Below are 6,589 nucleotides of genomic sequence, written 5' to 3' on the forward strand. Positions count from 1 at the left end.
CTGGAAGAGCTTTTGATGAGCGCAGAATATATACTATCAGCGGGAAACAGTCAGGTTATCCTTTGTGAGCGAGGAATTCGCACCTTCGAGACCGCCACCCGAAACACATTGGATTTGTCGGCCATTCCACTGCTGAAAAAGAAATCCCATCTTCCGGTTATTGTGGACCCCAGCCATGCGGCAGGTATAAGGGGTCTGGTAGCCCCTCTGGCTAGGGCTGCGGTCGCGGCAGGGGCTGACGGCTTGATGATTGAGACCCACAACGATCCGGCCCGGGCCCTGTGCGATGGCGCCCAATCTCTCGATCTGCTTCAATTTGGCGAATTAATGAAGGACTTAAAACGCCGCATCGCTTTTGAGGGGAAAACCGGCGGTGCTTCGTTGATGAAAACAGGCCGTACTGTGTAGTCTTGGATCCTGCTGAAACTTGTGGCTGTATCCTGAAGAAAACTTAAGTTTGTAATTACCGGACTTTTCATCCTTGACCCCAATTGGATTGTGCATATCTGAGCAGGAAATGTTACAAAATAGGAATATTGGAACTCTGTACTATTTGGCAAGAGGACCTTATATGAACCAACCTGCAAACCAGATTATTCGCCGTCCCAAAATTAATATGACCTCCTACAGTCTAAATAGTTTTCACCTCAGGAAACCCTGGGTTATCGCCTGGTGGTCATTGACCTTCCCCGGATTCGGGCATATGGCCTGCGGAAGCATGGCCAAAGGGATCTTCGTATTTGCTGGAGAAGCCATTATAAACCAAATGGCACACATTAACCTGGCCATTTTATATAGCTTTACCGGTGAATTTGCAAAAGCCAAAGAAGTCCTGGATACGCAATGGATGCTGCTGTACTGCGGAATACTGGTTTTCTCTATTTGGGATAGTTATCGTCTCGCTGTAGAGTTCAACAAGTTTTCTGTATTAGCTGACAGGGAAAACGCCAGAATTACTCCTGTTAATCTTGGCGTGGCATCGATGAACGGTCTGGAGAAAAGAAATCCCCGGGTGGCTATGGCATGGTCTTTGTTGATCCCGGGTATTGGCCAGCTGCATACTGCCGAAACGATAAAAGCGGTATTTCTCATGGCGGTGTCAGCTGCTGTCATTGTTAAATCCAATGCCCTGATCGCTGTCGGTTACACTGCGGTCGGCGATTTTCAACAGGCCAAAACCGTCCTGGACTGGCAGCTATTTATTAATATCCCTTCATTCTATGGTTTTGCCGCCTGGGATGCTTATGTTAATGCCATTGAAATCAATAAGCTTTTTGATATGGAACAGGCCCAGTACTGGCGCAGCCAGTTTCAAAATGCTGCCGCCAGGAAGCCGCTGCCCAGGCAAGGAGGCTGAAGTCTTGTTTATCGTCGCTTCATTTAACTACTCACTGTACACCGAGCTGGCTGTTACAGAACTGCTGGAAAAAGGCTTAAAGAACGAGCAGATATTAGCCTTTCCGATGGAACTGAGCGAAGAACCCCGGGAGATTTTTGACACTATTCACCATTCCGATGGTATCAGCATGACCGATGCAGGGTTTATCCTGGGTACTGCTTTTATGACGCTTGGTGTCATATACGGCTTTATATGGGAATGGGGTCCCATCATTTGGGGCCTTATAGGTTTAGCAGCCGGTTTTTTGCTGGGATGCCTGCTGGACTACCTGTGGGGAAAAATGAAGCGATTTACATGCCGGTCCAAAGCAATCACAGAAGTCATTATTATGGTTGATTGTCAGGAGAATCAGGTGGAGATGGTTAAGAAGACCTTGCGGGGGCATCTCGCTTTAGGAATGTCCATGATACCGTAGCAATCTGCAGAAGGTCAACATAGTGGACTTCGGTATTGCCAAAAAAGTTAAATAGGAGACTAGATGTTTGCAGTAAAGGTTTTATCCGGCAACGTTGTTTCAGGCCTCAAGTCAATACTGAATTTAGCGGTTATAATATTTGCTTATTCACTTTAAACTGTTTGAAAGGCAGTTAAAATTTCTGTAATCCAAGCTGTTTTCAAGCAGTACATTTTGCATAACAAAAAAGCCCATAAGTGCCGGCAATGCAGGAAAATGATTCCATAAATTGTCGGCCTATTTATTGCAATGCACTTCTAAAGTTATTGACATATGTCATTAACCGGTTCATAATGTAATTGTAAGCGACATATGTCATAAACCAAAAGGAGGTGTGTGTTATGCCGGGAGGAGACAGAACCGGCCCGATGGGACTTGGAGCGAAGACAGGCAGAGGCTTGGGCCTATGTAGTGGGGCGAAAGCTGTGGAAGGCGGTCCCGCCTTGGGAAAAGGATTGGGATGTAGGCGCGGCCTGCGTCAGCGCACGGGCAGACGATTGAATTGTAGTTATATTGCGGCAAAGAACTATAAAGAACTGCTGCAGGAACAAAAATGTGTTCTGCAAAACCGGTTAGAAGCTATTGATAGGTATATGGAGACCATGTAGCGAGCAGCGGGAATACCAGAGGAAACTCTGGTTAATTCCTGCGTTAATCGAGGTGAATGATATGCCAAGACCGCGGAAATGGAGAAAAGTATGTTGTCTGCCGCAAAGCAATCGCTTTGGGCCTCTGGACTGCACGGCCAAGGCGGCGGGATTTATTAATATGGGTGTGGACGAGTATGAGACCATCAGGCTTATCGACTTGGAAGGATTAACCCAGGAAGAATGCGCCGGCCAGATGAATATTGCCCGCACCACCGTTCAGGGTATTTACAATGAAGCCAGAAAGAAACTGGCGGATTCTCTGGTGAATGGCAAGGTTTTGTTTATCGGGGGCGGGGAATACCGCTTATGCGACGGTTTGGGCGAGGCTTGCGGAAGGGGCGGCTGCCACAGACACCGCTGTGGCAAAGGGTTTGTCAGTGTTGATAGCGAGGAGGAAAGCCAATGAAAATTGCCATACCGGTAGAAGACCAATGCATCCCTGCCAGTGTTTGCGCTTCCTTTGGACGTGCTCCATATTTTTTGATCTATGATACTGAGGATCAAGAAAGCCGTTTTGTCGGCAATCAGGCAGCGTCAAGCCAAGGTGGCGCCGGGATAAAGGCAGCTCAGGCAATAGTCGACAGCCGTATCCAGGCTTTGCTTACCCCGCGCTGCGGCGAAAACGCCGCCGAGGTAATTAGAGCGGCCGGTATCAAGATATATAAGACTGCGGGTACCTCTGTGACAAGCAATATCAATGACTTTAATAACGGCAGACTTGAGGAATTGACCGAAATCCATTCCGGATTTCACGGCCGTGGAGGCGAATAGCATGAAGATTGCTGTGCTAAGCGGCAAAGGCGGCACAGGCAAAACCCTGCTGTCAGTCAATCTGGCTGCGGCAGCGGAATCATCCACCTATATTGATTGCGATGTAGAAGAACCTAATGGTCTGTTGTTTTTCAAGCCTCAAGTTCTTGAAACTGAAGACATTGCGGTTAAGGTTCCTTCAGCAAAAGGGCGAATTTGCATCGGATGCCGCATCTGTGTTGATTTCTGTAAGTTCAATGCCCTGGCGCATGTCAACGGCAGATTGAAAGTGTTCGAAAATATTTGCCATTCTTGCGGGGGATGTCTCTTACTCTGCCCGGAGCATATCCTGACGGAAAAAGACAAGGTTATCGGCAAAGTCCTGAGGGGTATTGCGGATAATGTTGCCGTCCATACCGGGGTGTTAAATATCGGCGAACCATCTGGAATCCCTATTATCAAGAGGATGTTGAGCAATAGTGAGCTCGTGCACACCGATCCTATATTCATCGACTGCCCGCCCGGCAGCGCCTGTACCGTCATGGAAAGCATCAAAGAGGCGGATTATTGCATCCTGGTGGCAGAGCCCACATTATTCGGCGTTCACAACTTAAATATGGTGTATGAGCTGGTAAAGCTGTTCGGTAAACCGCATGGGGCGGTCTTAAATAAATGCCTGGAAACTGTAAATCCTTCGGAAATATTCTGCGAAGATAAAAACATTTCCATATTAGGCAAGCTTCCCTTCGATCGGGAACTTGCCACACTAAATTCCAACGCCCTGATAGCGGCTAGAGTCAGTGCCAAGTATCGGGCTCTGTTCTCATCATTGCTGCGGATAGTGAAGAGGGAGGCTGCGCTATGAAACAGCTCTTAATCCTTAGCGGGAAAGGGGGTACGGGCAAGACTACCATCGCCGGCGCGTTTATCAAGCTGTCCGCTGCCAGAGCTTATGCCGACTGCGATGTTGACGCACCCAATTTACATCTGGTCATGCATCACCCTTCTGAACCCGAAAGAAGCGATTACTGCGGATTGCCCAAAGCAGTCATTGATGCAGGTCTGTGTATTCGCTGCGACCTGTGCCGGCTGCATTGCCGCTTTGATGCCATAATCGCTGAAGCGGATTACAGAGTGGACCATTACGCCTGCGAAGGCTGCGGAGTTTGTCAGGTGCTCTGCCCATACGGGGCAGTATCGCTCCGGCCGGCAGTGGCCGGAGAACTGAGGCTGTATCAAAATGACGCCTTATTTTCCACCGCCCAGCTTAGAATGGGAAACGGCGCCTCAGGGAAACTGGTCACCGAGGTGAAAAAGCAGTTAAACTCGGCCGGAGTGGATACTGAACTGGCGATTATCGACGGTTCTCCAGGCATTGGATGTCCGGTAATCGCTTCCATGAGCGGGGTCGATATGGTATTGATTGTTGCTGAACCATCATTGTCGGGCATCAGCGATCTGGAACGCATTATTAAAACAGCTTGGGCTTTCCGAACCAAAATGATGGTCTGTGTAAACAAATACGATCAAAATTTGACTAGAACCGAATTTATTGAAAACTATTGCGAAAATACCAATATTCCTTTTGCCGGGCGGATACCGTTTGACGCCGACGCGGCCGAGGCAATAAATACCGGCCAGACCATTGTGGATGTGGACTGCATATCCGGGCGCGCTGTTAAGAGGGTTTATGAGGAGACGATGAGACTGCTCTTTCAAGGCAGTGATTAAATAAAAAACAATATTCAGCCCCAGCAACTTACTAAATTGATGTAAAGGAGTAGATTTAATGAGCGAGAATTGTGATCAGAATTGCGGAAGCTGCAGTGATGAATGTGCCGAGAGGAAAGAACCCGGAACCAACTTTTTGGAGCAGCCCCATGAACTCAGCCATATCAGAAAAGTGATTGGAGTGGTCAGCGGAAAAGGAGGGGTAGGGAAATCCCTGGTCACCTCCATGCTGGCGGCTTGTATGAACCGGAAAGGTTTTAAAACCGCCATACTGGATGCCGATGTAACCGGGCCATCTATACCTAAGGCTTTCGGCATCAAAGAGAAAGCAAGCAGCAATGCCCTGGGCCTGTTGCCAGCCAAAAGCAAGGCCGGAATTGAGATCATGTCTATAAATATGCTGCTGAATGATGAAACCGACCCGGTAGTCTGGAGGGGGCCCATGCTGGCCGGGGCGGTAAAACAATTCTGGACCGATGTGATCTGGTATGATGTCGATTTTATGTTCATCGATATGCCCCCCGGTACCAGCGATGTGCCGCTCACAGTGTTTCAATCCATAGCAGTGGACGGCATTATAATCGTAACTTCACCCCAGGAGCTGGTCTCAATGATCGTATCCAAAGCAGTCAAGATGGCTGAAATGATGAAAATACCCATTATCGGTCTGGTGGAAAACATGTCATATTTCACCTGTCCCGATAATGGTAAGGATTATAAGATTTTCGGCGACAGCCATATCGACGAGATTGCCAGGCAGCATCATCTGAAAGTCCTGGCCAAGCTGCCCATTGATCCAGAGATTTCGGCAGCCTGCGACCAGGGCACGATTGAATTATATGATGCTAAATGGCTGGAAGCTGCGGCAAGAGAATTAGCGGAATTGGAGGGAAGAAAAATGCTAAAAATCGCGGTGGCGAGTGAAAATGGCAAGGTTACGGAGCACTTTGGGCACTGTGAGAGTTTTATGATTTTCGATACTGAGAACAACCAGATCATCGCTTCCGAAACCATCGCCAACCCCGGGCACCGGCCGGGATTTCTGCCCAACTTTCTGAATGACAGAGGGGTCAATGTAATTATCTCCGGGGGCATAGGCAGTGGAGCCATAGATATATTCAATGAAAAAGGGATACAAGTAATCGTAGGGGCTGGCGGTGACGCCAGAGCTGCGGTGACAGCGTATCTCCAAGGCGATTTGATTTCTACCGGATCGGTATGCCAGGAACACCAGCATCATGATGGATGCGGCCATTAACTCAATTATCCTGTAGCACAAAAGCTCTGTTGCCTGAGTGGTGTGCCGCTCGACGATGTGATCGAAGGCAAATCTGTAATTTACTTGATAATTCCAACTCATGTGGGTGGAGGAAAATACCTTTAACACAATATACGGTGAAGATGCGGAGGTTTTTAGATGATCTATGCTTTTAATGGCTACACCCCGGAGATAGGGGAAGGTACTTATGTAAGTGAAACTGCCATCGTTATAGGCAACGTTAAAATAGGCGATAGATGTTATATCGGGCATGGAGCCATATTGCGCGGTGATTATGGCCGGATTGAGATCGGATCGGAAACGGCGGTGGAGGAAGGGGTTATCAT

8 protein-coding genes and 2 pseudogenes are annotated in these 6,589 nt (G+C 48.3%); all 10 read left to right on the forward strand.

From position 1 onward, the window contains the following. Positions 1-408 (forward strand): annotated as a pseudogene (locus B3W37_RS08525) (3-deoxy-7-phosphoheptulonate synthase); the annotation flags it as partial. Positions 409-571: 163 nt separating this feature from the next. Further along, complete coding sequence (locus B3W37_RS08530; protein ID WP_483175386.1) at positions 572-1,357, forward strand: hypothetical protein; 786 nt, start codon at positions 572-574, stop codon at positions 1,355-1,357. Between the two features lie 4 nt (positions 1,358-1,361). Continuing rightward, positions 1,362-1,814 carry a hypothetical protein gene (locus B3W37_RS08535; protein ID WP_483168734.1) on the forward strand — a complete coding sequence of 151 codons (453 nt, stop codon included), beginning with the start codon at positions 1,362-1,364 and terminating at the stop codon, positions 1,812-1,814. A gap of 380 nt (positions 1,815-2,194) precedes the next feature. Beyond that, positions 2,195-2,461, forward strand: a complete 267-nt coding sequence (locus B3W37_RS08540) for a DUF5320 domain-containing protein (RefSeq protein WP_481038877.1) — start codon at positions 2,195-2,197, stop codon at positions 2,459-2,461. Positions 2,462-2,522: 61 nt separating this feature from the next. After that, a complete protein-coding gene (locus B3W37_RS08545; RefSeq protein WP_483168736.1) occupies positions 2,523-2,909 on the forward strand; it encodes a DUF134 domain-containing protein in 387 nt (128 codons plus the stop codon). Further along, positions 2,906-3,274: a NifB/NifX family molybdenum-iron cluster-binding protein gene (locus B3W37_RS08550; protein ID WP_483168737.1), complete on the forward strand. Its 369-nt coding sequence runs from the start codon at positions 2,906-2,908 to the stop codon at positions 3,272-3,274. The genes B3W37_RS08545 and B3W37_RS08550 overlap by 4 nt, the downstream gene beginning before the upstream one ends. Before the next feature lies 1 nt (position 3,275). Further along, positions 3,276-4,118: a nucleotide-binding protein gene (locus B3W37_RS08555; RefSeq protein WP_481038883.1), complete on the forward strand. Its 843-nt coding sequence runs from the start codon at positions 3,276-3,278 to the stop codon at positions 4,116-4,118. After that, positions 4,115-4,984 (forward strand): ATP-binding protein, encoded by an 870-nt coding sequence (locus B3W37_RS08560; RefSeq protein ID WP_483168739.1) that lies wholly within the window; start codon positions 4,115-4,117, stop codon positions 4,982-4,984. Before B3W37_RS08555 ends, B3W37_RS08560 begins: the two co-directional genes overlap by 4 nt. 58 nt (positions 4,985-5,042) lie before the next feature. After that, positions 5,043-6,242, forward strand: a complete 1,200-nt coding sequence (locus B3W37_RS08565; protein ID WP_483168740.1) for an iron-sulfur cluster carrier protein MrpORP — start codon at positions 5,043-5,045, stop codon at positions 6,240-6,242. Between the two features lie 159 nt (positions 6,243-6,401). After that, positions 6,402-6,589 (forward strand): annotated as a pseudogene (locus B3W37_RS08570) (gamma carbonic anhydrase family protein); the annotation flags it as partial.

The organism is Syntrophomonas sp. UBA5494 (genome assembly GCF_002426325.1).

Bases quoted from the DNA above. Each gene is read 5' to 3' on its own strand.
- B3W37_RS08530 (WP_483175386.1), top strand. From the start codon at position 572: ATGAACCAACCTGCAAACCAGATTATTCGCCGTCCCAAAATTAATATG.
- B3W37_RS08540 (WP_481038877.1), top strand. From the start codon at position 2,195: ATGCCGGGAGGAGACAGAACCGGCCCGATGGGACTTGGAGCGAAGACA.
- B3W37_RS08545 (WP_483168736.1), top strand. From the start codon at position 2,523: ATGCCAAGACCGCGGAAATGGAGAAAAGTATGTTGTCTGCCGCAAAGC.
- B3W37_RS08550 (WP_483168737.1), top strand. From the start codon at position 2,906: ATGAAAATTGCCATACCGGTAGAAGACCAATGCATCCCTGCCAGTGTT.
- B3W37_RS08555 (WP_481038883.1), top strand. From the start codon at position 3,276: ATGAAGATTGCTGTGCTAAGCGGCAAAGGCGGCACAGGCAAAACCCTG.
- B3W37_RS08560 (WP_483168739.1), top strand. From the start codon at position 4,115: ATGAAACAGCTCTTAATCCTTAGCGGGAAAGGGGGTACGGGCAAGACT.
- B3W37_RS08565 (WP_483168740.1), top strand. From the start codon at position 5,043: ATGAGCGAGAATTGTGATCAGAATTGCGGAAGCTGCAGTGATGAATGT.